The organism is Pseudomonas sp. 1L-E-NC-VB-C3 (assembly GCF_057291535.1).
On record NZ_JBXAWD010000001.1, the window covers coordinates 622,575 to 649,534 of the forward strand.

26 protein-coding genes are annotated in these 26,960 nt (G+C 59.1%); 8 read left to right on the forward strand and 18 right to left on the reverse strand.

The window, feature by feature from the left end; all coding sequences use genetic code 11:
• The first annotated feature begins 276 nt into the window (after nt 1–276).
• Genes AC0Z5Z_RS02805 through AC0Z5Z_RS02840 form a run of 8 tightly spaced genes read left to right on the forward strand, consistent with a single transcriptional unit; the run spans nt 277 to nt 9,265 of the window.
• A complete protein-coding gene (locus AC0Z5Z_RS02805; protein ID WP_485610672.1) occupies nt 277–1,191 on the forward strand; it encodes a GDP-mannose 4,6-dehydratase in 915 nt (304 codons plus the stop codon).
• A complete protein-coding gene (gene gmd, locus AC0Z5Z_RS02810; RefSeq protein ID WP_105704732.1) occupies nt 1,188–2,159 on the forward strand; it encodes a GDP-mannose 4,6-dehydratase in 972 nt (323 codons plus the stop codon). Before AC0Z5Z_RS02805 ends, gmd begins: the two co-directional genes overlap by 4 nt.
• Before the next feature lie 3 nt (nt 2,160–2,162).
• Entirely contained in the window at nt 2,163–3,605 is a 1,443-nt protein-coding gene (locus AC0Z5Z_RS02815) for a mannose-1-phosphate guanylyltransferase/mannose-6-phosphate isomerase (protein WP_485610673.1), read from the forward strand.
• On the forward strand, nt 3,606–4,403 hold the full coding sequence (locus AC0Z5Z_RS02820; RefSeq protein WP_236167826.1) for an ABC transporter permease: 798 nt from the start codon (nt 3,606–3,608) through the stop codon (nt 4,401–4,403). It abuts the gene before it with no gap.
• Nucleotides 4,403–5,656, forward strand: a complete 1,254-nt coding sequence (locus tag AC0Z5Z_RS02825; protein ID WP_485610674.1) for an ABC transporter ATP-binding protein — start codon at nt 4,403–4,405, stop codon at nt 5,654–5,656. Before AC0Z5Z_RS02820 ends, AC0Z5Z_RS02825 begins: the two co-directional genes overlap by 1 nt.
• Nucleotides 5,653–7,020: a glycosyltransferase family 4 protein gene (locus tag AC0Z5Z_RS02830; protein WP_485610675.1), complete on the forward strand. Its 1,368-nt coding sequence runs from the start codon at nt 5,653–5,655 to the stop codon at nt 7,018–7,020. Before AC0Z5Z_RS02825 ends, AC0Z5Z_RS02830 begins: the two co-directional genes overlap by 4 nt.
• Nucleotides 7,004–8,134 carry a glycosyltransferase family 4 protein gene (locus AC0Z5Z_RS02835; RefSeq protein WP_252868515.1) on the forward strand — a complete coding sequence of 377 codons (1,131 nt, stop codon included), beginning with the start codon at nt 7,004–7,006 and terminating at the stop codon, nt 8,132–8,134. Before AC0Z5Z_RS02830 ends, AC0Z5Z_RS02835 begins: the two co-directional genes overlap by 17 nt.
• Nucleotides 8,135–9,265 carry a glycosyltransferase gene (locus AC0Z5Z_RS02840; RefSeq protein ID WP_476250028.1) on the forward strand — a complete coding sequence of 377 codons (1,131 nt, stop codon included), beginning with the start codon at nt 8,135–8,137 and terminating at the stop codon, nt 9,263–9,265.
• A gap of 7 nt (nt 9,266–9,272) precedes the next feature.
• Here the strand turns inward: AC0Z5Z_RS02840 and AC0Z5Z_RS02845 are convergent, their stop codons facing one another.
• From AC0Z5Z_RS02845 to mnmG, 18 genes are all read right to left on the reverse strand, one after another.
• A complete protein-coding gene (locus tag AC0Z5Z_RS02845) occupies nt 9,273–9,899 on the reverse strand; it encodes a glutathione S-transferase family protein (protein WP_076564722.1) in 627 nt (208 codons plus the stop codon).
• A gap of 104 nt (nt 9,900–10,003) precedes the next feature.
• Nucleotides 10,004–10,930, reverse strand: coding sequence for a LysR family transcriptional regulator (locus AC0Z5Z_RS02850; RefSeq protein WP_041476539.1), 927 nt, complete (start codon nt 10,928–10,930; stop codon nt 10,004–10,006).
• Nucleotides 10,931–11,005: 75 nt separating this feature from the next.
• On the reverse strand, nt 11,006–12,838 hold the full coding sequence (gene glmS, locus AC0Z5Z_RS02855) for a glutamine--fructose-6-phosphate transaminase (isomerizing) (protein ID WP_485610676.1): 1,833 nt from the start codon (nt 12,836–12,838) through the stop codon (nt 11,006–11,008).
• A gap of 2 nt (nt 12,839–12,840) precedes the next feature.
• On the reverse strand, nt 12,841–13,617 hold the full coding sequence (locus tag AC0Z5Z_RS02860; protein WP_016772409.1) for a DeoR/GlpR family DNA-binding transcription regulator: 777 nt from the start codon (nt 13,615–13,617) through the stop codon (nt 12,841–12,843).
• 206 nt (nt 13,618–13,823) lie between these two features.
• Nucleotides 13,824–15,191 carry a bifunctional UDP-N-acetylglucosamine diphosphorylase/glucosamine-1-phosphate N-acetyltransferase GlmU gene (gene glmU / locus AC0Z5Z_RS02865; RefSeq protein ID WP_056791096.1) on the reverse strand — a complete coding sequence of 456 codons (1,368 nt, stop codon included), beginning with the start codon at nt 15,189–15,191 and terminating at the stop codon, nt 13,824–13,826.
• A gap of 116 nt (nt 15,192–15,307) precedes the next feature.
• Complete coding sequence (locus tag AC0Z5Z_RS02870) at nt 15,308–15,733, reverse strand: F0F1 ATP synthase subunit epsilon (RefSeq protein WP_016772407.1); 426 nt, start codon at nt 15,731–15,733, stop codon at nt 15,308–15,310.
• A gap of 45 nt (nt 15,734–15,778) precedes the next feature.
• A complete protein-coding gene (gene atpD / locus AC0Z5Z_RS02875) occupies nt 15,779–17,158 on the reverse strand; it encodes a F0F1 ATP synthase subunit beta (RefSeq protein ID WP_016772406.1) in 1,380 nt (459 codons plus the stop codon).
• A 27-nt stretch (nt 17,159–17,185) separates the two neighbouring features.
• On the reverse strand, nt 17,186–18,046 hold the full coding sequence (atpG, locus tag AC0Z5Z_RS02880) for a F0F1 ATP synthase subunit gamma (RefSeq protein ID WP_007911960.1): 861 nt from the start codon (nt 18,044–18,046) through the stop codon (nt 17,186–17,188).
• 50 nt (nt 18,047–18,096) lie between these two features.
• A complete protein-coding gene (gene atpA / locus AC0Z5Z_RS02885) occupies nt 18,097–19,641 on the reverse strand; it encodes a F0F1 ATP synthase subunit alpha (protein WP_016772405.1) in 1,545 nt (514 codons plus the stop codon).
• Nucleotides 19,642–19,662: 21 nt separating this feature from the next.
• Complete coding sequence (locus AC0Z5Z_RS02890; RefSeq protein ID WP_016772404.1) at nt 19,663–20,199, reverse strand: F0F1 ATP synthase subunit delta; 537 nt, start codon at nt 20,197–20,199, stop codon at nt 19,663–19,665.
• Nucleotides 20,200–20,211: 12 nt separating this feature from the next.
• Nucleotides 20,212–20,682, reverse strand: a complete 471-nt coding sequence (locus tag AC0Z5Z_RS02895; RefSeq protein ID WP_016772403.1) for a F0F1 ATP synthase subunit B — start codon at nt 20,680–20,682, stop codon at nt 20,212–20,214.
• A 58-nt stretch (nt 20,683–20,740) separates the two neighbouring features.
• Nucleotides 20,741–20,998, reverse strand: a complete 258-nt coding sequence (gene atpE, locus AC0Z5Z_RS02900) for a F0F1 ATP synthase subunit C (protein ID WP_003097235.1) — start codon at nt 20,996–20,998, stop codon at nt 20,741–20,743.
• A gap of 133 nt (nt 20,999–21,131) precedes the next feature.
• Nucleotides 21,132–22,001 carry a F0F1 ATP synthase subunit A gene (gene atpB / locus AC0Z5Z_RS02905; RefSeq protein ID WP_016772402.1) on the reverse strand — a complete coding sequence of 290 codons (870 nt, stop codon included), beginning with the start codon at nt 21,999–22,001 and terminating at the stop codon, nt 21,132–21,134.
• 16 nt (nt 22,002–22,017) lie between these two features.
• On the reverse strand, nt 22,018–22,425 hold the full coding sequence (locus AC0Z5Z_RS02910) for a F0F1 ATP synthase subunit I (RefSeq protein ID WP_016772401.1): 408 nt from the start codon (nt 22,423–22,425) through the stop codon (nt 22,018–22,020).
• A 148-nt stretch (nt 22,426–22,573) separates the two neighbouring features.
• Nucleotides 22,574–23,446, reverse strand: a complete 873-nt coding sequence (locus tag AC0Z5Z_RS02915) for a ParB/RepB/Spo0J family partition protein (RefSeq protein ID WP_007960777.1) — start codon at nt 23,444–23,446, stop codon at nt 22,574–22,576.
• Between the two features lie 9 nt (nt 23,447–23,455).
• Nucleotides 23,456–24,253 carry a ParA family protein gene (locus AC0Z5Z_RS02920; RefSeq protein WP_016772400.1) on the reverse strand — a complete coding sequence of 266 codons (798 nt, stop codon included), beginning with the start codon at nt 24,251–24,253 and terminating at the stop codon, nt 23,456–23,458.
• An 18-nt stretch (nt 24,254–24,271) separates the two neighbouring features.
• A complete protein-coding gene (rsmG, locus tag AC0Z5Z_RS02925; RefSeq protein WP_095182341.1) occupies nt 24,272–24,916 on the reverse strand; it encodes a 16S rRNA (guanine(527)-N(7))-methyltransferase RsmG in 645 nt (214 codons plus the stop codon).
• Nucleotides 24,913–26,811, reverse strand: coding sequence for a tRNA uridine-5-carboxymethylaminomethyl(34) synthesis enzyme MnmG (gene mnmG / locus AC0Z5Z_RS02930; protein ID WP_252877167.1), 1,899 nt, complete (start codon nt 26,809–26,811; stop codon nt 24,913–24,915). The genes rsmG and mnmG overlap by 4 nt, the downstream gene beginning before the upstream one ends.
• Between the last annotated feature and the right edge of the window lie 149 nt (nt 26,812–26,960).

Below are 26,960 nucleotides of genomic sequence, written 5' to 3' on the forward strand. Positions count from 1 at the left end.
GAAAACAATCGGCCAACTCGCGACGAAGGCCATTCTAAACACATCCATCGCGAGTCCGGGAACCGCCGGGCGAGAATAAATCGGACTATGCTGACGAGAACTGACCAGTCACGGTTTGCCCGGTTGAAATTGCCGAGCAATTGGCACAGATTGGCAACCAAACAACTACAACAACGGCTTCGCCTGCTGTTTCACCGGATATTTCCTCCGGTCTGACAGGGCTTTCCTCAAAGCGTGCAAGGAAAGCGGCGCGAGTCATGACCAAGGGGTCGCTGTTTGAAAAAACGTCTGTTCGTCACGGGCCTCAGCGGCTTCGTGGGACAACACATTCAGTCTCGTCTGGCTTCGCCGGGATCGTCGTGGGCGCTGCTGCCTGCCGCATCGGCCTACGACCTTACGAACGCCGACAGCCTCATCGACCTTTGGCCCGAGATGCCGGATGCAGTCATTCATCTGGCCGGACAGACCTTCGTGCCGGAAGCCTTTCGTGACCCGGCCCGCACCCTCGACATCAATCTCTTCGGCACCCTCAATCTGTTGCAGGCGCTCAAGGCTCGCGGCTTTGCCGGCACTTTCCTGTACGTCAGCTCCGGCGACGTTTACGGGCAAGTCGGCGAGCAGCACCTGCCGATCACCGAGCAACAACCGCCGCTGCCGCGCAATCCTTACGCGGTGAGCAAACTTTCAGCGGAGTTCCTCAGCTTGCAATGGGGCCTGAGTGAAGGCTGGCCGGTGCTGGTGGCGCGTCCGTTCAACCACATCGGCACCGGGCAGAAAGACAGCTTCGTCATCGCTAGCGCAGCCCGGCAGATCTGCCGCATCAAACAGAGCCTGCAAGCACCGCAACTGCAAGTCGGCGATATCGACGTGACCCGCGATTTCCTCGATGTCGGCGATGTGATTCGCGCGTACTTCGCATTGCTGGAAAACGGCACACCGGGGCAGGTCTACAACATCTGCTCGGGCCGCGAGCAAAGCATTCGCAGCCTGATCGAGCAATTGGCCGATCTGGCCGAAGTCGACGTTGAACTGGTGCCGGATCCGGCGCGCATGCGTCGCGCCGAACAGCGCCGCGTCTGCGGCAGCCACGCAAAACTGGCCAACGCCACAGGATGGGCGCCAGCCACCACCACACAACAATCCCTGCGGGCGATCCTGTCCGACTGGGAGATGCGAGTACGACAACAATGACAAAAAGTGCACTGATTACCGGGATCACGGGCCAGGATGGCGCCTATCTGGCCAAACTGCTGCTGGACAAGGGTTACAAGGTTCACGGCCTCGTTGCTCGACGCAGCAGCGATTCACGCTGGCGCCTGCGCGAGATGGGTGTCGAAGCCGACATTGTCTACCTCGACGGCGACATGGCCGATGCCTGCTCGGTGCAGCGTGCGGTAATCAAATCGGCACCGGACGAAGTCTACAACCTCGCCGCACAGAGTTTTGTCGCCGCCTCCTGGGATCAACCGGTGACCACCGGCATCGTCGATGGATTGGGCGTGACGCACCTGCTCGAAGCGATCCGCCAGTTCAGCCCGCACACGCGCTTCTATCAGGCCTCGACCAGCGAAATGTTCGGCCTCATCCAGGCAGAGCAGCAGGACGAAAACACCCCGTTCTATCCACGCAGCCCTTACGGGGTGGCCAAGCTCTACGGCCACTGGATCACCGTCAACTACCGCGAAAGCTTCAACCTGCACGCCAGCAGCGGCATCCTCTTCAACCATGAATCACCGTTGCGCGGTATTGAGTTCGTCACACGCAAAGTCACCGACGCCGCCGCGCGCATCAAGCAGGGCAAACAGCACGAGTTGGCGCTTGGCAACATTGACGCCAAGCGCGATTGGGGTTTTGCCGGCGATTACGTCGAAGCCATGTGGTTGATGCTGCAACAGGACAAACCCGACGATTTTGTGGTCGCCACGGGCGTCACCACCACCGTGCGCGAGATGTGCCGCATTGCCTTCGATCACGTCGGCCTGAACTACCGCGATTACGTGAAGATCGACCCGGCGTTCTTCCGCCCGGCCGAAGTCGAAGTGCTGCTCGGCAACCCGGCCAAGGCCCAGCGTGTGCTGGGCTGGAAACCGAAAACCGACCTGGATACCTTGATCCGCATGATGATGGATGCGGACATGAAACGCGTCGCCAAGGAGTAGGCCATGCTGATTCCGGTGATTCTGTCCGGCGGTGCCGGCACCCGTTTGTGGCCGGTGTCCCGTGAGGGCCACCCCAAGCCGTTCATGACCCTGCCCGACGGCCAGTCGCTGCTGGGCAAGACCTACCAGCGAGCGGCGGCGTTGCTGGACGGCTGGGGCGACATCGTCACGGTGACCAACCGCGAGTATTACTTCCAGAGCAAGGATCACTATTGCGCGGCGCAGGTGTCGCGCCATCGCGGGCACTTTCTGCTGGAGCCGAGCGGGCGCAATACCGCACCGGCGATCGCAGCGGCAGCGCTGTCATTGCAGGCGCTGCATGGTGACGACGCAATCATGGTGGTGATGCCGGCGGATCATTTGATCGTCAATCAGGACGCCTTGAAGTGTGCGGTCGAGCACGCAGTGAATCTGGCGAAGGACGGTTATCTGGTGACCTTCGGCGTGGTCCCTACCGCGCCGGAAACCGGCTTCGGCTATATCGAAACCGGTGCGCCGCTGGACGCCAGAGGCGCGGCCAAGGTGCAGCGCTTCGTCGAGAAACCCGACCTGCAGACCGCCACGCATTACCTGGAGAGCGGCAACTTCCTGTGGAATTCGGGGATGTTCTGCTTCACCACCGCGACGCTCATTGCCGAACTGCAACTGCACGCACCCGAGTTGCTGGAACAGACCCGCGCCTGCATGGCCGTCAGCGCACCGGTCGAAACGGTCGGCTGCCTGCAACAGGAGTTGTCGTCGACCCTGTTTGCCGAGATCACTGACATCTCCATCGATTACGTATTGATGGAGCGCTCGGAAAAAGTCGTGGTAGTGCCCGCCGGTTTCGATTGGAGCGACATCGGTTCGTGGAACGCGGTCGCCGCGCTGATTCCCGCCGATGCTGATAACAACCGCGCCAGCGGCGAAGCGATCTTCATCGACAGCCACAACAACTTCGTGCAGAGCGAAGGCCGGCTGGTGGCGACCGTCGGTGTGGATAACCTGATCATCGTCGACACCGCCGACGCGGTGCTCGTGGCCCATGCCGACCGCGCTCAGGATGTGCGGCGCGTCGCCAAGCAGCTCAAGGACAAATCCCACGAAGCCTATCGCCTGCACCGCACCGTCAGCCGGCCCTGGGGCACCTACACCGTTCTTGAAGAAGGCCCGCGCTTCAAGATCAAGCGCATCGTGGTCAAACCCGGTGGCAAATTGTCGTTGCAGATGCACCATCACCGCAACGAGCACTGGGTGGTGGTCGAAGGCATGGCCAAGGTCACCAACAACGGTTCCGGCACGACTCTGGTCGCCAAGAACGAATCGACGTTCATTGCCGCCGGCCACAAGCATCGCCTGGAGAACCCCGGGGTGATAGATCTGGTCATCATTGAAGTGCAAAGCGGCGAGTACCTGGGCGAGGACGATATCGTTCGCTTCGAAGATCAATACGGCAGGACGGTCTGAATGCTGCTTTCCCTGTACCGCTCGCTGCACAGCTACCGTGGATTCATCCTCGGCAGCGTGCAGCGCGAGTTTCAAGCGCGTTATCGCAATTCGCTGTTCGGCGCGCTATGGCCGATTTTCAATCCGCTGTCGATGATCATTGTCTACACGGTGATCTTTTCCCAGATCATGCGCGCGCGTTTACCGGGTGTGGACGACAGCATGGCCTACAGCGTCTACCTGTGCGCTGGTCTGCTGGCCTGGGGACTGTTTTCCGAAATAACCCTGCGCAGTCAGAACATGTTTCTGGAAAACGCCAACCTGCTGAAGAAAATCAGCTTCCCGAGGATCTGCCTGCCGGTGATTGTATTGATCAATGCCGGGATCAATTTCGCCATCATCATCAGTCTGTTTCTCGGTTTTCTGCTGATCACCGGGCGCTGGCCGGGAATGGCTTTGCTGGCGCTGATTCCGCTGATTGCTCTGCAAATGATGTTCTGCGCCGGGCTGGGTATGGTCCTTGGCGTGTTGAACGTGTTCTTTCGCGATGTCGGCCAGTTGTTCGGCATCTGCCTGCAGTTCTGGTTCTGGCTGACACCGATCGTCTACCCGATCACGATCCTGCCGGAATGGGTGCAGCGCCTGCTGCAACTCAACCCGCTGACCAAGCTGTTCAGCAGTTATCAGAACCTGTTTCTCTACGGTCAGTGGCCGGTATGGAGTTCGCTGCTGCCGGTATTCATTACTGGCGTGGTGTTCTGTCTGATCGGTCTGCGGCTGTTTCGCCAGCGCGTCGGCGAAATGGTGGATGAACTCTGATGGGACATATTCGCGTCACCGGCCTGGGCAAGGCCTATAAGCAATACCCAAACCGCTGGGCACGGCTGGCCGAGTGGCTGATTCCGTTTTCGCCGCTTCGGCATCAACAGCACTGGGTACTGCAAGATGTCGAATTCGAGATTGCTCCGGGTGAAGCGGTGGGTATCGTCGGCGCCAACGGAGCAGGCAAAAGCACCTTGCTGAAAATGATCACCGGCACCACTCAACCCACCCAAGGCAAGATTGAATTGCAAGGGCGCGTCGCAGCGCTGCTGGAGCTGGGCATGGGTTTCCATCCGGACTTTACCGGTCGGCAGAACGCAATCATGGCCGGTCAGTTACTGGGCATGCAGCTCGAGGAAATCGAAGCGCTGATGCCCGATATCGAGCACTTCGCTGAAATTGGCGATGCGATCGACCACCCGGTCCGCACTTACTCCAGCGGCATGCAGATGCGTTTAGCGTTCAGTGTCGCCACCGCCCGGCGCCCGGACATCCTGATCGTCGACGAAGCGCTGTCGGTGGGCGATGCCTATTTCCAGCACAAGAGCTTCGAACGCATCCGCAGCTTTCGCAAATCCGGCACGACGTTATTGATCGTGTCCCATGATCGCTTCGCGATTCAGTCGATTTGCGACTCGGCGATCCTGCTCAAGGATGGGTGCGTGGCCATGCGCGGCAAACCGGAGCCGGTTCTCGATTATTACAATGCGCTGATGGCCGAACGTGAGGGTCAGGTCGTTCGCCAGGAAACGCTCGCCGGCGGCGAGGTGCAAACGGTCTCCGGCACCGGCGAGGCAGCGATTCTGAGCGTACGCCTGCTCGATGAAAACCAGCGCAGCATTGAGGCTGTCGAAGTCGGCCAACCGGTGGTGCTCGAAGTGCAGGTCGAAGTGCGCAAGGACATCGAACGGCTGGTGCTGGGCTTCATTCTCAAGGATCGCCTCGGCCAGATGATGTACGGCATCAACACCCACCGGCTGAACAAGGCATTGACCGATCTGCGCGCCGGTGAACGCTTCACCTATCGCTTCGCCTTCATCATGGGCCTGGGCAAAGGCAACTATTCGGTGTCGCTGAGCCTGTCGCGTCTGGACTCACATCTGGATCGCAATTTCGAGTGGCGTGACTACGGGATGGTGTTCCAGGTGATCAACAGCCGTCGGGAAGACTTCGTCGGCTGTACCTGGCTGGACGCCAAAACCACCATCAGCCGCGACACCGAGGCCCTGTCTGTCGAGCGCGCGCCATGACCCGCCTGCTGGTCGAATGCACTCACGTATTCAAACACCCCAAGGTCAATTCCGGAATCCAGCGCGTGGTGCGCAACGTCATCAAGCAGCTGCCCGCCAGCGCTGAAGGCGTCGAGTGCATGCCGGTGGTGGTGATCAATAGCCAGCTCTACCGCGTGCTGCAACTGGCGCCACTCGATACACCGTTCTGGAACAGCCTCGAAACCTTCGGTGAACGCCTGGAGCGCCTCGCCCATCGTTTCTGGCAGTGGCATCAGCGCCGCGATGCGCTATGCACTTCGAAACTGGCGCGGCGGCTCCTTTACGCCAGCTATCGGTTGACCCAGTTTGCCGTGCTCGGCCTGCCGATTCGGCTCGTCAGACGGATCAATCGCAGGCAGCTGCTTAAACGTTGCTCGCCGCTTCAACACCACCCGGGCGATCAACTGGTGCTGCTGGATTCATCCTGGCACTCGGACTTTTTCGCCCATGTCGAGCAGCTCAAACGCGACGGCGTCGGCATGATCGCGGTGATCTACGACCTTATTCCGCTGACGCATCCGCAGTTTTACGACACGCGGCTGGTCGAAGTTTTCAATGAGTGGTTCGACTGGATCACCCGCACGGCCGATGGCTACATGGCGATTTCCGCCACAGTGCGTGATCAGGTGCGTGGTGAATTGCAACGCAGAGTCGGTGCCGAGCAGACTGAAAAGCGCTGGTTCGATTACTTTTATCTGGGGTCCGAGCTCGATCTGCAGCACAGCGAAGCCACGGTCGAACCGCGCCTGAGTGACCTGTTCACTGCGACCGAAGCGGTTTTTCTGATGGTCAGCACCATCGAGCCGCGCAAGAACCATGGGTACCTGCTCGACGCCTTCGAACGCGCCTGGGCTGCCGGTTCGACCGCACGCTTGTGCATCGCCGGGCGTATCGGCTGGAAATGCGAGGCGCTGCTTGAGCGAATCCGCAATCATCCGGAACTGAATCGGCGCCTGTTCATGTTCAATGACCTGAGCGACACCAGCCTCGAATACGCCTATGCGCAGGCCAGCGCGTTGGTGTTTCCTTCGGTTGTCGAAGGCTTCGGCCTGCCACTGGTAGAAGCCATGCAGCGCGGTTTGCCAGCGATGGGCAGCGACGTCGCGGTATTCCGCGAAATCGGTGGCGAGTTCATGGCGTATTTCGATCTGCTGGATCCACAAAGCCTTGCCGATCTGATCGAAACCTATCAGCGCAGCGGACAGTTTCCCGCCGCCCGCGACGTCGCTGACTGGCGCTGGATCGGCTGGCGCGAGGCCAGTGAGCAGTTGGCGACACGCAGCCTTGCCCATGTTCAGCAGGCCCTGCGCGTGCAAGCGAGGCCGCATGCGCATTGCTCTTAACGCCCGCATCCTGCAAGCGCCGCGCACCGGCATTGGCCACTACGTCGCCGAACTGGTCAACGCCTTGCGCAGCGAACCCGATGTGGACGTAAGCCTGTTTCACGGATGGGGCTGGAGTTCGGCCCTGCCGGACGCGGCCATGCCCGGCTACTCGCGCATGACGCCATTGCTGCGAAAAATTCCCGGGGCTTATCAGGCACGCCGCTGGCTGGAGCAGAAACGTTTCGATCAGGTGCGTGCACAAAAGATTGATCTTTATCACGAGCCAAGCCTGTGGCCGCTGGCCTTCGACGGTCCGACCGTGATCACCCTGCATGATCTGACGCACCTGCATTTTCCAGAGACCCAGCCACCAGCACGTTTGAGGGAAATCGAACGTCGTCTGGCCGCCGGCGTGGAGCAGGCGCGGGTCATTCTGACCGATTCGCAGGCGATCGCTGACGAGGCGCAGGCCTACTTTAATCTCCCTGCACAGCGATTCGTGGTGGCGCCGTTGGGTGTGTCCGAGCGCTTCCGTCCCCGGCCACTTGAGGAAATCGACAGTGTGCTCAAGGCTCACGCCGTCCAGGCACGGGAATATTTCCTCTGTGTCGGGACTCTGGAGCCGCGCAAGAACCTGAGCCTGGCGTTGCAGGCCCACGCCCTGCTGCCAGACGCCGTGCGCCAGCGCTTTCCCTTGTTGATTGCAGGCATGGCCGGATGGCAGCGCGAACAGTTCAACGAGCCACTGCGCCAGGCACTGGCCAGCGGCCACGTGTGCCTGCTCGGCTATCTGCCCGATGAGCAATTGGCGCAACTGCTGGCCGGCGCCCGGGCGCTGATATTTCCGTCGTTGTATGAGGGCTTTGGCTTGCCGGTGCTGGAAGCCATGGCCAGTGGCACGCCGGTGGTGACCACCCGTTCTTCGGCGATGCCGGAAGTGGCTGGCGCGGCTGGCAACTATATTGAAGCGGACGATGCCGAGGGTCTGCGTGATGCAATGGGCCGGTTGATCGACGACTCGCTGCATTGGCAGGCCTGCCGCGAAGCGGGATTGCAGCAGGCGGCACTTTTTTCCTGGCAACGTTGTGCACAGGCTACGGCTGGTGCCTACCGCCAGGCCATGGGAGGTTGAATGCGCGTTCTTCATTTCTTCAAGACGTACCTGCCCGATTCGGTCGGCGGCATCGAACAAGTCATCTTTCAGTTGTGCGAAAGCGGCGCTCAGCATGGCATCGATGGGCAAGTGCTGACCCTCAGCACCAATCCGACACCGCCCGTGGTGCAACTGGGTCAGCACGAAGTACATCGGGCGAAGCTGGATGTCCAGTTCGCCTCCACTGGCTTTTCCTGGAGTGTGTTCAAGCAGTTCCGTGAGCTGGCCGCCGAAGCCGACGTGATCAACTATCACTTCCCGTGGCCATTCATGGACCTGGTGCATTTCGCCAGCGCTGTGAACAAGCCGAGCGTAGTTACTTATCACTCGGACATCATTCGCCAGAAGCATCTGCTCAAGCTCTATCGGCCACTGATGAATCGCTTCCTCGCCAGCGCCGACCGCATCGTTGCTGCATCGCCGAACTATCTGCACACCAGCGATGTGCTGCAGCAGTTTCAGGACAAGACCCGCGTTATCCCCTACGGCCTGAATAAAGCAGGTTATCCACAGCCCGATATCGAACGCATGAACCGCTGGCGCCAACAGCTTGGGGATAAGTTTTTTCTGTTCGTCGGGGTAATGCGTTATTACAAGGGCCTGCACATCCTGCTCGACGCGCTCAAAGACATCGATTATCCCGTGGTGATTGTCGGTGCCGGTCCGCTGGAGCAGGAACTGCATGCACAGGCCGCCGCGCTGGGCCTGCGCAATATTCATTTCCTCGGCCGTCTGAGTGACGAGGACAAAGTGGCGTTGCTGCAATTGAGCTATGCGATTGTCTTTCCTTCGCACCTGCGCTCCGAGGCTTTCGGGATTTCGTTGCTCGAAGGCGCGATGTACGGCAAACCGATGATCTCCAGCGAAATCGGCACCGGCACCAGTTTCATCAATATCCACAACGAAACCGGACTGGTGGTGCCGCCGAGCAATCCACAGGCCTTTCGGGAAGCCATGCGTACGCTATGGGACAACCCTGAGCGTGCTGCCGAGATGGGGGTCAAAGCGGAAGCGCGCTATCGGCAGCTGTTCACCGCCGATGAGATGGGTCGCAAGTGGACAGAGCTGTATCAGGAACTGCTGGCTGAAAAGGCTCTGTCCTACGCTTGAGTGGAGGTCACGCGGTTTTCTGCAACCCGGCCACCGTGCGCGGCATAGCGACAAAACCCGGCAATGCTTCGATCCGTGCCAGCCAGGCGCGAACGTTGGCGTAGTCGTCCAGCGAGACATTGCCCTCCGGGGCATGCGCAATGTAGCTGTAGGCAGACACGTCAGCGATGGTCGGCTCTTCGCCCGCCAGATACGCAGTTTTACCCAACTCCAGCTCCATGACCTTGAGCAGGTTGTGCGCACGGCCAATGACTTCCTCGGCATTCAGTTGCGCACCAAACACCGTGATCAGGCGTGCCGCCGCCGGGCCAAATGCAATCGGTCCCGCCGCTGCCGACAGCCAGCGCTGCACATGCGCTGCGCCCACCGGGTCGGCCGGCAGCCAGCGTCCGTTGCCATATTTCTGCGCCAGATAAACCAGAATCGCGTTGGAATCGGCCAGCACCACGCCGTTGTCATCAATCGCCGGCACTTGGCCAAAGCTGTTGATCGCCAGGTACTGCGGCTGCTTGTGCTCACCTTTGGCCAAATCGACGAAGATCAGCTCGGTCGGCAGTTGCAGCAGCGACAGCATCAACTCGACGCGGTGGGCGTGACCGGAACGGGGAAAGTTGTAGAGTTTGATCGCTTGCATGGTCGACTCCGCTGAAAAGTGACGTCGCTACGGGAATGAGCGCGCCGATGGAGTCATCATCTATGGGTTGCCGGAACAACAGAATAACCAGCCGCTGCAATCGATTATTTCATCTCGTGCAATAACGCCGCTGCGCTCAAGGCCGGATGCTCGCGTAGCGCCTTCACGGCGAAGTCGACAAAACTGCGGATCCGCGCCGGTGCCTTGCGCCCGCCTTGATACACCACATGGATCGGCAACGGCGGCAATTCAAACTCGGCGAGGACGATTTCCAACTCCCCCGCCGCGACTTTGTCCGCCACTTGATAGGACAGCACTCGCGTCAGGCCCAGGCCTTTGCGCGCAGCGGTGATCGCCGACTGATTGGCCGTGACGGTCAGGCGCGGTTCGGTGCGCACACTGAGTGCTTCACCGCCGTCGAGAAACGGCCAGTTGCGTTGCTGACCGATCGCCGACGTCGCCACCACCGGCAGCCCGGCCAAGGCCTGCGGATGCTCCGGGCGGCCATGTTCAGCCAGAAACCCCGGCGAAGCGCAGATTACCCGCCGCACTTCCCCGACGCGAATCGCATGCTGATTGCTGTCCGGCAGCTCACCGATGCGTACCGCGACATCAATGCCCTCCTCGACCATGTTGACGACCCGGTCCAGCAACAGCGCGTTGATCGACACATCCGGATAACGACAAAGGTAATCGGCCATCACTGGCGTCACGAACAGATCGCCAAACAGCACCGGCGCAGTAATCGTCAACTGCCCGCGCGGCAAGGCATGGCTGCCTGCCGCCGAATCCTCGGCCTCCTGCACCTCGGCAAGAATCCGCCGGCAGTCATCGAAATAACGCTGCCCGGCTTCGGTGAGATGCACGGTGCGCGTGGTACGCACCAGCAGCTGCGTACCGATATGCTGCTCCAGCGCCGCCACCGCCCGGGTGACACTCGCCGCCGACAGACCCAGACGCCGCGACGCCGCCGAAAAGCCTTGCTCCTGGGCGACGACAACGAAGATCTGCATTTCCTGAAAGCGGTCCATGGGATTCCTCGGCGGCGGATACGACAATCGCAGCCGAGGCTGCGATTGTGGGAGCGTAGATCAACGGTGGATAACTTATTCCACGGTGACCGATTTCGCCAGGTTGCGCGGCTGATCAACGTCGGTGCCCTTGAGCACGGCGACGTAATACGACAGCAGTTGCAGCGGGATCGTATAAAGGATCGGCGAGAGAATGTCGTGGATGTGCGGCATTTGCACCACGTGGGTACCTTCGCCGTTGGTCATCGCAGCCTTCTCATCCGCGAACACGATCAACTCGCCGCCGCGAGCGCGGACTTCCTGCAGGTTGGATTTGAGCTTCTCCAGCAACTCGTTGTTCGGCGCGACGGTCACCACTGGCATGTCGTTATCCACAAGTGCCAGCGGCCCGTGTTTGAGCTCGCCGGCCGGGTAGGCTTCGGCATGGATGTAGGAGATCTCCTTGAGCTTCAAGGCACCTTCCATTGCTACCGGGAATTGCGCGCCGCGGCCGAGGAACAGGGTGTGGTTTTTCTCGGCAAACAGCTCGGCGATTTTTTCCACGGTGCTGTCCATCGCCAGCGCTTCGCCGAGGCGGGTCGGCAGGCGACGCAGTTCTTCGACGAGTGTGGCTTCGACGCCATTAGCCAGAGTGCCGCGCACCTGACCCAGCGATAGAGTCAGCAGCAACAGGCCAACCAGTTGCGTGGTGAAGGCTTTGGTCGAGGCCACGCCGATTTCGCGGCCGGCCTGGGTCAACAGGGTCAGATCGGATTCGCGCACCAGCGAGCTGATGCCGACGTTGCAGATCGCCAGGCTGGCGAGGAAGCCCAGCACCTTGGCATTGCGCAGGGCCGCGAGGGTGTCAGCGGTTTCGCCGGACTGCGAGATGGTCACAAACAGCGTGTCCGGCTGCACCACCACTTTGCGATAACGGAATTCGCTGGCGACTTCCACCTGGCACGGAATACCGGCCAGTTCTTCGAGCCAGTAACGCGCGACCATGCCGGCGTGATAGCTGGTGCCGCAGGCGACGATCTGCACGTTGCGTACTTTGGCAAACAGCTCGGCAGCTTGTGGACCGAAGGCCTCAACCAGCACTTGATTGTTGCCCAGGCGACCTTCGAGGGTGCGCTGGACCACGGCCGGCTGCTCGTGGATTTCCTTGAGCATGTAATGGCGGAACTCACCCTTGTCGGCGGCTTCGGCACCATCGGTGTACTGCACGGTCTGGCGCTCGACAGCGTTGCCGTTCACGTCCCAGATCTGCACGCTGTCGCGACGGATTTCAGCGATGTCGCCTTCTTCCAGGTACATGAAGCGGTCAGTGACCTGACGCAGAGCGAGTTGGTCGGAAGCGAGGAAGTTCTCGCCCAGACCCAGGCCGATCACCAATGGACTGCCACTGCGCGCGGCGACCAGACGATCCGGTTGCTGTGCGTTGATCACTGCGAGACCGTAGGCGCCATGCAGTTCCTTGACGGTCGCTTTGAGCGCGGCAGTCAGGTCCGGTTGTTCCTTGAGCTTGTGGGTCAGCAGGTGCGCGATGACTTCAGTGTCGGTGTCCGAGCTGAAAGAGTAACCCAAGGCTTTGAGTTGTTCGCGCAGAGCTTCGTGGTTCTCGATGATGCCGTTGTGCACCACTGCAATGTCACCGGAAAAATGCGGGTGAGCGTTGCGCTCGCACGGCGCGCCATGGGTCGCCCAACGGGTGTGGGCGATACCGAGACGACCGGACAGCGGCTGTTCGGTCAGGGCGGTTTCCAGCTCACTGACCTTGCCCGGACGGCGCATGCGTTCCAGGGTCTGGTCATTGGTATAAACCGCCACACCGGCGCTGTCATAGCCCCGGTATTCGAGGCGCTTCAGGCCTTCGAGAAGGATGGCGGTGATATTACGTTCAGCTACAGCGCCGACAATGCCACACATGGTTATTTCTCCTGACTGACAGCCGCACAGATCAAAGTGATCCCGCGGGCCTGAAGCTGATCGCGTGCCTCGACAGACAGGCGATCATCGGTAATGAGGGTATGGATGCTGCTCCAGGGCAGCTCCAGGTTGGGAATCTTGCGACCGATCTTGTCGGCCTCGACCATGACGATCACTTCTCGCGCAACGTCGGCCATCACCCGGCTGAGGCCGAGCAACTCGTTAAAGGTTGTGGTGCCGCGAACCAGATCGATACCGTCGGCGCCGATGAACAGTTGGTCGAAGTCGTAAGAGCGTAGTACCTGCTCGGCGACCTGGCCCTGAAAGGATTCCGAGTGCGGATCCCAGGTGCCACCGGTCATCAGCAGCACCGGCTCGTGTTCCAGTTCGCTCAAGGCGTTGGCAACATGCAGCGAGTTGGTCATCACCACCAGACCCGGTTGCTGGCCCAGCTCGGGAATCATCGCGGCGGTGGTGCTGCCGCTGTCGATGATGATGCGCGCGTGCTCGCGGATGCGTTTTACCGCCGCGCGAGCGATCGCCTGTTTGTATTTGGAAATACTCTGCGCCGTTTCTGCGACCAGCTCTTGCGGCATGGTGATCGCACCGCCGTAACGACGCAGCAATAGACCATGGGTTTCCAGCGCGGCGAGATCCTTGCGAATCGTAACTTCCGAAGTTTCGAAACGCTTGGCCAGCTCGTCGACACTGACTTCGCCCTGCTCATTGAGCAAGGCGAGGATGTTATGGCGACGTTGAGGAGTATTGCGCTTGGACATGGCAGCTTAAGTTTCGATTCGAAAGATAACGCAAGCAATGAAACTCTATCGAAAGGTTGCCGTCAAGACGCGGGGAGAAAAATTCAGAAAAATTGAAATGACTGTGGGGCGAGCCCGCTCGCGAAAGGGGAGTCCTAGCCACTCAAGACGTGACTGAGAGACCGCATTCGCGAGCAGGCTCGCTCCTACAGGGGATTGTGGATAAATCAGGATTTTTTGATTTTTTCCGGCCGCTTCCAGCCGTCGATGTTCTTCTGGCGGGCTCGGCCTACCGCCAACTGAGCGTTATCCACATTTTGCGTGATAGTCGATCCGGCCGCAGTGGTTGCACCGTTGGAGATATCCACAGGGGCGACCAGCGAGTTGTTGGAGCCGATGAAAACGTCAGCGCCCAACACGGTTTTCCACTTGTTCGCGCCATCGTAATTGCAGGTGATGGTGCCGGCGCCGATGTTGGTGCGTGCGCCGATTTCTGCATCGCCCAGATAGGTCAGGTGGCCAGCCTTGGCACCTTCGCCCATGTGTGCATTTTTCAGCTCAACGAAGTTACCCACATGGGCGCGCGCTTCGAGCACAGTGCCCGGGCGTAACCGCGCGAAGGGACCAGCGTCACTGCCTTCACCGAGAATGGCGCCTTCTATATGACTGTTGGCCTTGATTACCACGCCTTTGCGCAGGGTGCTGTCCTTGATCACGCAGTTCGGGCCGATCTGTACGTCGTCTTCGATGATGACCTTGCCTTCGAGGATCACGTTGATGTCGATCAGCACATCGCGACCGACGCTGACTTCGCCGCGTACGTCGAAGCGGGCCGGGTCACGCAGGGTCACGCCCTCAGCCATCAGGCGGCGGCCGGCGCGCAACTGGTAATGACGCTCCAGTTCAGAGAGCTGCTTGCGATCGTTGGCGCCCTGCACTTCCATCGGGTCGTGCGGCTGTTCGGTGGCAACCACCAGACCATCGCTGACCGCCATTTCGATCACGTCGGTAAGGTAGTACTCGCCCTGCGCGTTATTGTTCGACAGGCGACTCATCCAGTCCGCCAGGCGATTGGCCGGCACAGCGAGGATGCCGGTGTTGCCTTCGGTGATCGCACGTTGCGCTTCGCTGGCGTCTTTGTGCTCGACGATTGCCGCGACCTTGCCGTCAGCATCACGCACGATGCGGCCGTAACCGGTCGGGTCATCCAGCTCGACAGTGAGCAAACCCATCTGGCCCGGCACGACATGCTTGAGCAGACGTTGCAGGGTTTCGACTTCAATCAGCGGCACATCGCCGTAAAGAATCAGCACAGTGTCGGCATCAATGAACGGCACCGCCTGGGCGGTGGCATGGCCAGTGCCCAGTTGCTTGTCCTGCAACACGAAATTCAGGTCATCAGCTGCCAGACGCTCACGCACCACATCGGCACCGTGCCCGATCACTACGTGGATGCGCTGTGGATCAAGTTGCCGGGCGCTGTGGATAACATGGCCGAGCATGGAGTTGCCGGCAATCGGGTGCAGCACTTTGGGCAGCGCCGAGCGCATGCGAGTGCCTTGACCGGCCGCGAGGATAACGATTTCGAGAGACATGACTGGCTACCAATCCTGGGTGGTCAGCAACTGCGACCGGGTTTGAAATTCGGAAAAGAAAAAAGGGTAGCCGAGGCTACCCTTTTTTATCAATCGCACAACAAGCGGATGACGGATTAACCGCCAAACTTCTTGCGGATCTGCTGGACGGTGCGCAGCTGGGCTGCAGCCTCGGCCAGACGAGTGGCAGCGGCGCCGTAATCGAAGTCCGCGCCTTTTTCGTTCAGGGCATTCTCGGCAGCCTTGAGAGCTGCCTGAGCCTGAGCTTCATCCAGGTCGGCGGCACGTTGCACGGTATCGGCAAGTACCTTGACCATGTTCGGCTGAACCTCGAGGAAACCACCGGAGATGTAGAACACCTCGGCTTCCCCGCCTTGCTTGATCAGGCGGATCGGACCCGGCTTGAGATTAGTGATCAGCGGCGCGTGACCCAGAGCGATACCAAGATCACCCAGTGCACCGTGCGCAATCACCATCTCGACCAGGCCGGAAAAGATTTCCCCTTCCGCGCTGACGATATCGCAATGGACTGTCATAGCCATCTGATTGCCTCAACCTAAATTAGCGCCCGTTGCCGGGCGCCGGGATTACAGTTTCTTGGCTTTCTCGATCGCTTCTTCGATGCCGCCAACCATGTAGAACGCTTGTTCTGGCAGGTGGTCGTAGTCACCGTTGAGGATGCCTTTGAAGCCAGCAATGGTGTCTTTCAGGGAAACGTATTTACCCGAAGCACCGGTGAAGACTTCAGCCACGAAGAACGGCTGCGACAAGAAGCGCTGGATCTTACGAGCACGGTTAACCAACTGTTTGTCGGCTTCCGACAGCTCGTCCATACCCAGGATCGCGATGATGTCTTTCAGCTCTTTGTAACGCTGCAGAACATACTGAACGCCGCGAGCGGTGTCGTAGTGGTCCTGACCGATCACGTTCGGGTCCAGCTGGCGCGAAGTCGAATCCAGTGGATCTACCGCCGGGTAGATACCCAGGGAAGCGATGTCACGAGACAGAACGACGGTGGCGTCCAAGTGGGCGAAGGTGGTCGCTGGCGACGGGTCGGTCAAGTCGTCCGCAGGTACGTATACCGCCTGGATCGAGGTGATCGAACCTTCCTTGGTCGAAGTGATACGTTCCTGCAGAACGCCCATCTCTTCAGCCAGGGTCGGCTGGTAACCTACTGCCGAAGGCATACGGCCCAGCAGTGCGGATACTTCAGTACCGGCCAGGGTGTAACGATAGATGTTGTCGACGAACAGCAGAACGTCGTTACCTTCGTCACGGAACTTCTCGGCCATGGTCAGGCCAGTCAGAGCTACGCGCAGACGGTTTCCCGGCGGCTCGTTCATCTGACCGTAAACCAGTGCCACTTTGTCCAGAACGTTGGAGTCCTTCATCTCGTGGTAGAAGTCGTTACCCTCACGAGTACGCTCACCCACACCGGCGAACACGGAATAACCGCTGTGCTCGATGGCGATGTTACGGATCAGTTCCATCATGTTTACGGTTTTGCCTACACCGGCACCACCGAACAGACCGACTTTACCGCCCTTGGCGAACGGGCAGACCAGGTCGATAACCTTGATGCCGGTTTCCAGCAGGTCGTTGCCGCCTGCTTGCTCGGCGAACGAAGGTGCTGCGCGGTGAATGCCCCAGCGCTCTTCGGTGTCGATCGGGCCAGCTTCGTCGATCGGGTTACCGAGGACGTCCATGATCCGGCCCAGGGTCGCTTTACCGACCGGTACGGAGATGGCTGCGCCAGAGTCGGTGACTTCCAGACCGCGCTTCAAGCCCTCGGTGGAACCCATCGCAATGGTACGCACCACGCCGTCGCCCAGCTGCTGCTGAACTTCCAGGGTGGTTGCGGCCGCGCTTTGTACAGTCAGCGCGTTGTAGATGCTCGGTACGCTGTCGCGTGGAAATTCCACGTCGATAACGGCGCCGATGATTTGAACGATACGTCCGCTACTCATAGCTGGATCCTCTGAATATTTGAACCGTTAAACCGCGGCAGCGCCGCCGACGATTTCCGAGATCTCTTGGGTGATCGCAGCCTGACGCGCCTTGTTGTAGATCAGCTGCAAATCGCTGATCAAATCACCGGCGTTGTCGGTAGCGTTCTTCATCGCGATCATCCGCGCAGCCTGTTCAGCCGCGTTGTTCTCGACCACCGCCTGGTAGACCTGCGACTCGACGTAACGGACCATCAAGCCGTCAAGCAGCTCTTTGGCGTCCGGTTCGTAGAGATAGTCCCAGTGGTGCTTGAGATCCTGATCCGGGGTTGCCACCAGTGGAATCAACTGCTCCACGGTAGGCTGTTGTGTCATGGTGTTGATGAACTTGTTGGACACCACGGACAGGCGGTCGATACGGCCGTCCAGGTAGGCATCCAGCATCACCTTGACGCTGCCGATCAGATCATTGATCGACGGCTCTTCACCCAGGTGGCTGATAGCTGCAACGACGTTACCGCCGAAGTTGCGGAAAAAGGCCGCACCCTTGCTACCGACTACACACAGATCAATCTCGACGCCGTTTTCGCGGTTTACCGCCATGTCCTTGACCAGGGCCTTGAACAGGTTGGTGTTCAAGCCGCCGCACAGACCACGGTCACTGCTCACGACGACATAACCGACGCGCTTGATTTCGCGGTCGATCATGAACGGGTGGCGGTATTCCGGGTTGGCGTTGGCCAGATGCCCAATTACCTGGCGGATACGCTCCGCATAAGGACGGCTAGCAGCCATGCGCATTTGTGCCTTGCGCATTTTGCTGACCGCCACTTTTTCCATGGCGCTGGTAATCTTTTGCGTGCTTTTGATGCTCGCAATCTTACTGCGAATCTCTTTTGCGCCTGCCATGTAACACCTATCAGGTTAGCAAGCGGGAGCCTCGCGGCTCCCGCTGCGGCTTACCAGGTTTGGGTGGCCTTGAACTTCTCGATACCGGCTTTCATGCCAGCATCGATTTCGTCATTGAAGTCACCTTTAACGTTGATCTTGGCCATCAAATCGGCGTGATCGCGGTTGAAGAAAGCAATCAGCGCTTGTTCGAAGCTGCCGACCTTGGCGATTTCAATGTCAGTCAGGAACCCACGCTCAGCGGCATACAGCGACAGCGCCATGTCAGCGATCGACATTGGTGCGTATTGCTTCTGCTTCATCAGCTCGGTAACGCGCTGACCATGCTCAAGTTGCTTGCGGGTCGCTTCGTCCAGGTCAGAAGCGAACTGGGCGAATGCCGCCAGTTCACGGTACTGAGCCAGAGCGGTACGGATGCCACCGGAGAGCTTCTTGATGATCTTGGTCTGAGCGGCACCACCCACACGGGATACCGAAACACCGGCGTTCACTGCAGGGCGGATGCCCGAGTTGAACATGGCCGATTCCAGGAAGATCTGACCGTCGGTGATGGAAATCACGTTGGTCGGAACGAACGCGGAAACGTCGCCAGCCTGGGTTTCGATGATCGGCAGTGCGGTCAGGGAACCGGTTTTTCCGGTCACTGCGCCGTTGGTGAACTTCTCTACGTATTCTTCCGAAACGCGGGATGCGCGCTCCAGCAGACGGGAGTGGAGATAGAACACGTCGCCTGGGTAAGCTTCACGGCCTGGTGGACGGCGCAGCAGCAGGGAAATCTGGCGGTAAGCCACTGCCTGCTTGGACAGATCGTCATAAACGATCAGCGCGTCTTCACCGCGGTCGCGGAAGAATTCACCCATGGTGCAACCGGAGTACGGTGCCAGGAATTGCAGCGCAGGAGATTCCGAAGCACTGGCAGCCACGATGATCGTGTTGGCCAGGGCGCCGTTTTCTTCCAGCTTGCGAACCACGTTGGCGATGGTCGATTGCTTCTGACCGATGGCTACGTAGACGCAGAAAATGCCGCTGTCTTTCTGGTTGATGATCGCGTCGATCGCCAGAGCGGTTTTACCGATCTGACGGTCACCGATGATCAGCTCACGCTGGCCACGGCCGACAGGGATCATGGCATCGACAGCCTTGTAGCCAGTCTGTACAGGCTGGTCTACCGACTTACGCCAGATCACGCCTGGAGCAACTTTCTCGACCGCGTCGGTCTCGGTGTTGCCCAGTGGACCTTTGCCGTCAACAGGGTTACCCAGAGCATCGACGACGCGGCCCAGCAATTCCTTACCAACAGGAACTTCGAGGATGCGGCCGGTGCACTTGGCGCTCATGCCTTCAGCCAGCGACTGGTAGGAGCCCAATACCACGGCACCTACGGAGTCCTGCTCCAGGTTGAGAGCCATACCGTAGACGCCGCCCGGAAACTCGATCATCTCGCCGTACATGACGTCGGCCAGACCGTGAATCCGCACGATGCCGTCAGATACGCTGACGACAGTGCCTTCGTTACGGGCTTGGGAGGTCACATCGAGCTTGTCGATGCGGCCCTTGATAATTTCACTTATTTCGGAAGGATTGAGTTGCTGCATTGCTCTGCTGCCCCTTCAAACTCAAGATTTCAATGCTTCGGCAAGTTTCGCGATTTTGCCGCGAATCGAGCCATCGATAACCAGGTCGCCGGCGCGGATCACGACACCACCAATCAAGGCAGCGTCCTCCGCAACTTGCAGGCGCACTTCCCGGTTGAGTCGTGCACTGAGAACCTTGGCGAGTTTGTCTTGCTGTTCTTGGTTCAATGCAAATGCACTGGTCACTTCAACGTCTACCGATTTCTCTTGTTCGGCCTTGTACAGGTCGAACAGAGCGGCGATCTCCGGCAGAAGCAGGAGACGGTCGTTCTCGGCAACGACGTTGATGAAATTGCGTGCCTTTTCATCAAACTTGTCGCCGCACACGTCAATGAACGTGGCGGCCTTTTCTGCGCTCGTCAGTCGCGGGGCCTTGAGCACGCGCTGCAGGGTGTCGTCTTGCGACACCGCTGCTGCCAGGCCGAGCATGGCTGACCAATTGGCCAGTTGCTGGTGGGCCTGAGCGTGCTCGAAGGCCGCCTTAGCGTAAGGTCGGGCCAACGTGGTCAGTTCTGCCATGATCGCCCTCGCTTAGATTTCAGCAGCCAGTTGGTTAACCAGCTCTGCGTGCGCGTTTTGATCGATTGTGGCACCCAGGATCTTCTCGGCGCCGCCAACAGCCAGCAAGCCCACTTGGGCACGCAGCTTGTCTTTGACGCTGTTCAGTTCCTGTTCGATCTCGGCTTGAGCCTGAACCTTCACACGGTCAGCGTCGATACGGGCTTTTTCAACAGCCTCTTCGACGATCTGGTTACCGCGTTTCTTGGCTTGCTCGATGATTTCAGCTGCCTGAGCTTTCGCTTCGCGCAGTTGCTGACCCGCTTTCTCTTGGGCCAACTCCAGGTCGCGAGCTGCACGGCTGGCAGCGTCCAGACCATCAGCGATCTTCTTTTGACGTTCGTGCAGAGCAGCGATGACCGGAGGCCATACATACTTCATGCAGAACAGTACAAAAATCAGGAACGCAACGGACTGGCCAATCAGGGTCGCATTAATGTTCACGCCAACACCTCGCAGTTACGTTGTCCATCACACCAAATTACCCGGAAGATCCGAGTAATCAGCCAGCGATCTGACCAACGAACGGGTTCGCAAAGGTGAAGAACAGAGCGATACCAACACCGATCATGGTTACGGCGTCGAGCAGACCGGCAACGATGAACATTTTCACTTGCAGCATTGGAACCATTTCTGGCTGACGCGCTGCGCCTTCCAGGAACTTGCCGCCCAGCAGGCCGAAACCAATTGCGGTACCCAGTGCGCCCAGGCCGATCAACAGTGCAACAGCGATAGCGGTTAGACCAACTACAGTTTCCATCTTTCCTCCCGACTTTTACGTCGTATGGTTTAGGTTTTTTAGATTAAAGCGGTAAAACAAATCGTTTCAGCTGCCCCGCAAGGAGCTCCCTCCCGTTTGACCGGGAGGAACATCAGACTAGTCGAGACTGGTCTTAATGGTTTTCTTCGTGCGCCATCGACAGGTAGACGATGGTCAGCATCATGAAGATGAACGCCTGCAGGGTGATGATCAGGATGTGGAATACAGCCCACGCCCACTGCAGAACTACGCCCAGGCCGCTGAGCCAGAGCAGGCCGCTGCCGAACATCACAGCGATCAGAATGAACACCAGCTCGCCGGCATACATGTTGCCGAACAGACGCAGAGCCAGAGAGATCGGCTTGGCGATCAGGGTGACGAATTCCAGCAGGAAGTTCACCGGGATCAGCAGGGCCTGAACGAAGATGTTCTTGCTGCCGAACGGGTGCAGGGTCAGTTCGCCGATGAAGCCGCCGATGCCCTTGACCTTGATGCTGTAGAAAATGATCAGTGCGAACACCGAGAACGCCATGCCCAGAGTCGCGTTCGGGTCGGTAGTCGACACGGCGCGGAACGGGATGTGGGCATCGCCGGAGATCAGGATGGCCAGCTGAGGAATCCAGTCGACCGGTACCAGGTCGACGGCGTTCATCAGGAACACCCAGACGAAGATGGTCAGTGCCAGCGGTGCAATCACCGGGCTACGGCCATGGAAGCTGTCTTTCACGCTGCCATCGACGAATTCGACCAATACTTCAACGAAGTTCTGCAAGGCACCCGGCTGACCCGAAGTCGCTTTCTTTGCCGCCATGCGGAAAAGAAGAACGAAGATCAGACCCAGCGCGACCGACCAGCCGAGGGTATCGACGTGGAAAGCCCAGAAGCCCATTTCCTTGGCTTCTGCTGCGGTGTGGGCAAAGCCCCAGCCGCCGTTGGGTAGCTGACCGAAAGTCAGGTTCTGCAAGTGGTGCTGGATATAGCCCGAAGCGGTTGTCTCTGCCATGGTTGCCTCAAACGCCCTAAGGTCTCGAAAGTCTTGTTCTCATCAGCAGGGGAGCGAACCAGCTGACCGACTGCGTCAGCACGAACACGCCGAATACTGCGATCGGCGCCAGTGGCTTCACACCTGCGAACACCAGTGCAAACAGCACTGCCGTCAAAATAAGTTTGCCTGCCTCGCCGGCATAAAAAGACCGGACGATGGACTGGGCTGCTCGGGCGCCGGAAAACCGAAATGCCCTGTGAGCGAAATAAACATTGGGCAGCAAGGCTATCAGGCCTCCGCAAAGTCCCGAGTATCCGGCAACGACTCCATGCCATTGCCAGAGCGCCAAAGCGGCAATGAGCAGAATGACAAATTGAGCCATCAACACCGGAAAAACCGCCAGGCGATGGAAAGGCAAGCGGTTTGGCGTGCGGGTTTCCATCACAGTTGCTCTCCAATGGTCGGCTGCCGAAATTCAATAACTTGGCATAATTTGTGCCGACAAAATGCGCGCAGAGTATAGGGGCGGTTCTGCCCCTATTCAACTGTCAGGTAGTGATTTCCGACTGCGCGCTACATGAGGAAATGTTTCAGCGGATGTGTGCGAGCACACCTTGAAGCTCGTCGAGCGAGTTATAACCAATCACCAATTGGCCTTTGCCCTTCTTGCCATGGCGAATCTGCACCGCAGAGCCTAGGCGCTCGGCCAAACGCTGCTCGAGGCGAGCGATGTCCGGGTCAGGTTTTGCAGCTTCCACAGGCTCCGGTTTGCCACTCAACCACTGGCGAACCAGTGCCTCGGTTTGGCGCACAGTCAGTCCTCGTGCGACAACATGTCGCGCCCCTTCGACCTGCTGATTGTCCGGCAGACCGAGCAAGGCACGCGCGTGACCCATTTCCAGGTCACCGTGCGACAGCATTGTCTTGATCACTTCAGGCAGTGCAATAAGTCGCAACAGGTTAGCCACAGTCACCCGCGACTTACCCACAGCCTCGGCGACCTGCTGCTGAGTCAGCTGGAATTCCTGCTGCAAGCGCTGCAAGGCGACGGCTTCTTCGATCGGGTTGAGGTCTTCACGCTGGATGTTCTCGATCAGCGCAATCGCAATGGCGGTTTCATCCGGCACATCGCGAACCATCGCCGGGATGGTTTCCTGCCCGGCCTGCTGACTGGCGCGCCAGCGGCGTTCACCGGCAATGATCTCAAACCGGCCGCCACCAATCGGGCGTACCACGATCGGCTGCATCACGCCTTGGGCCTTGATCGACTGCGCCAGCTCTTCCAGGGCCTGCGGGTCCATGTCACGGCGCGGCTGATATTTGCCACGCTGCAGCAGGTCCAGCGGCAGGTGTTGCAGTTCGCGGGTGTCGGCCTGCGCGGCTTGTTCTTCCAGCGCGCTGACCGTCGGACCACTCAGCAGTGCATCCAGTCCACGTCCGAGACCTCGTTTCTTGACGGCCATGGGGATTCCTTAAGTTGGCTGAGCAGCAGCAATGCGTGAATTTTTGCGCTGACGACGAACCATCTCGCCTGCCAGAGCCAGATAGGCCAGGGCACCACGCGATTGCTTGTCGTAAGCCAGCGCCGGCATGCCGTAGCTCGGTGCTTCGGCCAAGCGAATGTTGCGCGGGATCACCGTGTCATACAGCTGATCGCCGAAGTGCTCCTTGAGCTGCGCCGAAACATCGTTCATCAGGCTCAAGCGCGGGTCGTACATGGTCCGCAGCAGGCCTTCGACTTTCAGGTTCGGGTTGAGCAGCTCGGCGATGCGCTTGATGTTATCCACAAGGTCGCTCAAACCTTCCAGCGCAAAGTATTCGCACTGCATGGGGATAATCACCCCGTCAGCGGCGACCAGTGCGTTGAGCGTGAGCATCGACAGCGACGGTGGGCAGTCGATCAAAATGTAATCGTAGTTGTCACGGATCGGCGCCAGCGCGCTGCGCAGACGGCTTTCCTTCATCTGCATTTCCAGCAGCACCACTTCGGCCGCGGTCAGATCGCGGTTGGCCGGCAGCAATTGATAACCGCCGTGCTCGGAGAAGTGCATGGCCTGACCCAGGTCGCATTCACCGATCAGCAGATCGTAGACCGAGTTTTCCAGACCATGTTTATCCACACCGCTACCCATGGTGGCGTTGCCCTGTGGATCGAGATCGATCAACAGCACCCGTCGCTTGGTCGCGACCAGGGATGCTGCGAGGTTGATGCAGGTGGTGGTTTTGCCCACACCACCCTTCTGGTTCGCTATCGCGAATACCTTAGCCATTCTTGCTTGTGTTCCCAATCATGCCGTGCGGCGCAGTATCAGCAGATGGCGTTGGCCTTGGCAACCGGGGACGGCCAGGGCGTGTTCGCTATCGAGTTTGAAATCTGCCGGCAATGCTACCAGCTCATCGGCCGGATGAACGCCCTTCATTGCCAGCCAGCGTGTATCGGCATCGCCCAAGTGGCGAGTCCAGTTGGTGAAGTTTTCCATGCTGCTGAAGGCCCGGGAAATGATCCCGTTGAATGGCTGCGCAGGCTGGAACGCTTCGACGCGACTGTGGATAACTTGCAGGTTATCCAGCTTCAGTTCGAGTTTGACCTGAGTCAGAAAGCGGGTTTTCTTGCCATTGCTGTCCAGACAGGTCACCTGCGAGTCCGGATACAGGATCGCCAGCGGAATACCAGGCATGCCACCACCACTGCCGACATCGAGCCAGCGACCGTTTTCGATAAACGACATCACGCTGAGACTATCGAGCAAGTGCCGCGAAACCATTTCGTCCGGATCGCGCACGGCGGTCAGGTTGTAGGCCTGGTTCCATTTGATCAACAGGGCCAGGTAACCCAGCAGCAATTTGTGCTGGGTTTCTGTGAGATTGACACCGAGCTCGCGGGCTCCTGTGGATAACTCTTCGGCGTGTTGCGAAGTGACCTTGGCACTCAAGCGCTTTGCTCCAACTGACGGCCCGCGCCGCGTTTTTTCAAATGAATCATCAACAGCGAAATCGCCGCCGGGGTTACGCCCGGGATCCGCGAAGCCTGGCCCAGCGTTTCGGGACGTGTGGCGCCGAGCTTGCTCTGGATCTCCTTGGACAGACCGGAGATGTTGGTGTAATCGATATCCACAGGCAATTTCGTGTCTTCGCTGGCGCGCAGACGGGCGATTTCGTCCTGTTGGCGGTCGATGTAACCGGCGTATTTGGTCTTGATCTCAACCTGCTCGGCGACCTGTGGATCTTCGGCGCCCTGCCCGGTCACTTCGACCAGACCGGCGTAGTCGATTTCCGGACGGCTCAACAGGTTGAGCAGGTTGTACTCGTGAGTCAGCGGCGTGCCGAACTTGTCAGCAATAGCATCGCCCTGCGGAGTATTTGGCCGTACCCAAGTGCTTTTCAGACGCTGTTCTTCAAGCTCGATGCTTTCGCGTTTCTTGCAGAAGGCCGCCCAGCGCGCGTCATCGACCAGACCGAGCTCGCGCCCTTTTTCGGTCAGACGCAGGTCGGCGTTGTCTTCGCGCAGAATCAGGCGGTACTCGGCGCGAGAGGTGAACATGCGGTACGGCTCTTGGGTACCGAGGGTGATCAGGTCGTCGACCAGAACGCCGATGTACGCTTCATCGCGGCGCGGACACCAGGCTTCTTTGCCCTTGGCCCGCAGCGCAGCGTTGGCGCCGGCGAGCAGACCTTGAGCGCCGGCTTCTTCGTAACCGGTGGTGCCGTTGATCTGCCCGGCGAAGAACAGACCGCCGATGACTTTGGTTTCCAGGCTGTACTTGAGGTCGCGGGGATCGAAGTAGTCGTACTCGATCGCATAACCCGGACGCACGATGTGCGCGTTTTCCATACCGCGGATCGACTGCACGATCTGCAATTGCACGTCGAACGGCAGGCTTGTGGATATCCCGTTCGGATACAGCTCATGGGTGGTCAGACCTTCCGGTTCGATGAACACCTGATGGCTTTCCTTGTCGGCAAAGCGATGAATCTTGTCTTCGATCGACGGGCAATAACGCGGGCCGACACCTTCGATCTCACCGGCAGCGGAATACATCGGCGAACGATCAAGGTTCGCCGCGATGATTTCGTGGGTACGCGCATTGGTATGGGTGATCCAGCAGCTGACCTGACGGGGATGCTGCTCCTTGCTGCCCATAAACGACATCACCGGGATCGGAGTGTCACCCGGCTGCTCAGTCATCACCGAGAAATCCACAGATTTGCCATCAATACGCGGCGGTGTACCGGTTTTCAGGCGCCCGACACGCAATGGCAACTCACGCAGACGGTGGGCCAGAGCAATCGACGGTGGATCACCGGCGCGACCGCCAGAGAAATTCTGCAAACCAATGTGGATAAGTCCACCGAGGAATGTACCGGTGGTCAACACCACGGAATCGGCGAAGAAACGCAGACCCATCTGTGTGACGACACCACGGACTTGCTCCTGCTCGACGATCAGGTCGTCAGCAGCCTGTTGAAATATCCACAGGTTTGGCTGGTTTTCCAGGATTTCGCGGACAGCGGCCTTATAGAGAATTCGGTCGGCTTGCGCACGGGTGGCCCGTACTGCCGGGCCTTTGCGGCTGTTCAACACACGAAACTGGATGCCGCCCTTGTCGGTAGCCATGGCCATCGCGCCGCCGAGGGCATCGATTTCCTTGACCAGATGGCTTTTGCCGATGCCACCGATGGCCGGGTTGCAACTCATGGCGCCGAGGGTTTCCACGTTATGCGTCAGCAACAGGGTTTTTGCCCCCATGCGTGCTGACGCCAGTGCTGCCTCGGTACCGGCATGACCGCCGCCGATGACGATCACTTCAAAACGGGAAGGGAAATCCACCACGCACCTCGTGCCTGCTTAAGTAGGTCATTCAGGAAATATTGAAACCAGGTTTCTGGACCTGGTCGGCAAGTATAGGGACTTCGCCCTTTCTAAAGAACCCTTTGCACAAAATTTAACCAGCTGTGGAGAACTCGAGGTTAAAAGAA